Annotated in this window: 3 protein-coding genes; all 3 read right to left on the reverse strand. The window is 58.0% G+C overall.

What is annotated here, in order from left to right; all coding sequences use genetic code 11:
- Positions 1 to 520 (reverse strand): hypothetical protein (locus tag AAC035_RS20570; protein ID WP_339806982.1); only part of this gene is annotated, 520 nt, incomplete at its 3' end.
- A gap of 625 nt (positions 521 to 1145) precedes the next feature.
- Complete coding sequence (locus AAC035_RS20575; RefSeq protein ID WP_339806983.1) at positions 1146 to 1730, reverse strand: HupE/UreJ family protein; 585 nt, start codon at positions 1728 to 1730, stop codon at positions 1146 to 1148.
- A 165-nt stretch (positions 1731 to 1895) separates the two neighbouring features.
- Positions 1896 to 2436, reverse strand: a 541-nt coding sequence (gene ureG, locus AAC035_RS20580; RefSeq protein WP_339806984.1) for an urease accessory protein UreG, incomplete at its 5' end; no start/stop codon positions are given.

Genomic DNA, 2436 nt, shown 5'->3' on the forward strand with positions numbered 1-2436 from the left:
TCTGTACGTCGGCGCTTTCCCGCACCGGGATAGACTCCCAGGCCTCGCGGCCTGTTACGGTGGTGGTCTGGCGCATGCGGAAGGCATTGTTGTTCAGGTAACTGAGGGACCGGGCGTGCAGCACTCCGTTCATCTTCACAAAGGCCCTTTCCGCCGCCCGCTTCGCTGCAAGAATTGTCGTTGGCGCGGCCCGGTGGTTCTTCAGCTGCTCATAGTGATTGTTGGCATAGTCGTAATAGTCAATGGCAGCCAGAACCTTATCGGATTGTGCTACTGCGGCGCCCATGCCGTTGGCGCCGAAGGTATTCAGGTCACCGGCAATAGCAGGTATCCGCGTCTCTGAGAGAAAATTTGCCAGACCCATGACTGCAGTGCCGCCAGCGTAATGACTCAGCTGAGCCAGGGTATTTCGCTCTTCCGCTCTGCAGGCGAGCAGAGGACCGAGACCAACCGGATTGCCCTGATCCACAGACGGCACCATGACCGGACGACTGGGTGCACAAAGGCTTTGTGGGGACATGGAACTGTTAGCGGACAGGAACCTCTGCCTGAATTCTTCGGACGACAGACCCTGGGGACAAAATTTATCGGCAATATCCTGCGGCGTACAGACGGTTCTTGGGTAATAAACTGAAGAGGTCATCGCTCGTCCCTGATCGTTATTGCGGTGATTTGATACAACATCCTGTGTTGCGTAAAGGTAACAAAGTTCGCCGGACGGTGCACTGCGGACACCGGGAATACAGCGATTTTGTGAGAACCGGTCGCCCTTTCAACCCAAATGGATCTGCTCCAATTTTCTTCAGTTCCAGCGATCTGCAGCCAACGTTGACGCTTGCGGAGCATAACTGACGGTATTTTCATTTCAGCCAGGCTTACAATTCTCTAAAGGACTGGCATGCCTCGCCCCACTCGACATTCCTGTTTTAGCCACACCGTTGATTAGAGCTTTCCGCCCGCCGGTGTTTCGCCAGTATTCCCATGGCATCAGTTTTAACGTGAATCGTGGGTCGTTTTCAGCCGAATAGGGAAAACTCTTATAGCAAAAAACGTAAACCATCTATCCACTTATGGCGTCGAAACAAAAAGCCCGCCCCAGCCAAAGCCAGGACGGGCCAAAATACCTTAACGGTTTGCTCTGTCGATCAGCCAAGCATCAGGGCAGCACCAGTACCGGCAAGTGCCACACCAACACCACGAGCAATGCGGTTGTCGGCTTTCATCAGCAGCGCACCCAGGCCACGCCCGGCAAAGGTAATGGCCAGGGTGGCGATGGAGAAGCCGACAAGGTAAGCCGCCAGCGCTGCACCAGCCGGCATCTCGGTACCGTGGGCATGGCCGTGGAAAACCATGAAGGCTGCGACCAGCGTGCCACCGATGGCGGTGGGCAATTTGGCCATGGCGGCGATGAGGATACCGGCGACCATCACGGACAGCACAATGCCGGTTTCAACGCCCGGCAGGGCGATACCGGCGAAGGCGATGCCGGCGCCCAGGATCATGCCGCCTACCACAAACAAGGGGGTGGCCCTTTTCATTAGATCGCCCTGGCGAACGCTCCAGAAGCCGATGGCGGCCATGGCCAGCAGGTGGTCCAGGCCCAGCAGCGGGTGCAGCAGGCCGCTGATCAATCCATTGGTGCTGTGGTCGTGGCCCGGGTGGGCGAAGGCGGCGGTGGCTGCCAGCATCAAGACAGCGGTGGTGAGTAGTTTTGTGGTCAGTCGGTTCATCTCTGTTTCTCCTATCGGTATTTCAAATAATAACCAGGAAGCACGAGCCTGAGGTTCTGGTGGCGTGAAGGGCTAGGCGCACCGACGCGCAGGAAGCGGGACATACCGTCTGGTAGGACCGCTTTTGAGCATCGGAGCAACGACGCCATTCGCGTCATCAGGGCCTTAGGCGGTACTCGCAATCTTCTCCGGGCGGCGCTCGGGTAGCATGCCCCGCTCGAGAATAAAGCTGATGATGGTTTCCAGGCCTACGCCGTCGTACAGGTTGGCGAAGACGAAAGGCCGTTCACCGCGCATTTTTTTGGAGTCCCGCTCCATGATGTCGAGGGAGGCGTGGACGTATTCGGCGATGTCGATTTTGTTGATAATCAGCATGTCGGATTTGGTGATGCCGGGGCCGCCTTTGCGGGGGATTTTGTCGCCGGCGGAGACGTCGATGACGTACAGGGTCAGGTCGCTGAGTTCGGGGCTGAAGGTGGCGGACAGGTTGTCGCCGCCGGATTCCACCAGCACCAGTTCCAGGTCCGGGTGACGGCTTTGCAGGTCGTCGATGGCCGCCAGGTTCATGGAGGCGTCTTCGCGTATCGCTGTATGCGGGCAGCCGCCGGTTTCTACGCCCAGGATGCGGTCTGCCGGCAGGGCTTCGTGCTTCAGGAGGAAGTCGGCGTCTTCCCGGGTATAGATGTCGTTGGTGACGACGGCGATG

It is taken from the genome of uncultured Marinobacter sp. (genome assembly GCF_963974375.1).
In the GTDB taxonomy this organism is placed as follows: domain Bacteria; phylum Pseudomonadota; class Gammaproteobacteria; order Pseudomonadales; family Oleiphilaceae; genus Marinobacter.

What these genes read in the sequence shown, in the direction of transcription:
- AAC035_RS20575 (WP_339806983.1), bottom strand. Translation starts at nt 1,730, where the DNA reads ATGAACCGACTGACCACAAAACTACTCACCACCGCTGTCTTGATGCTG.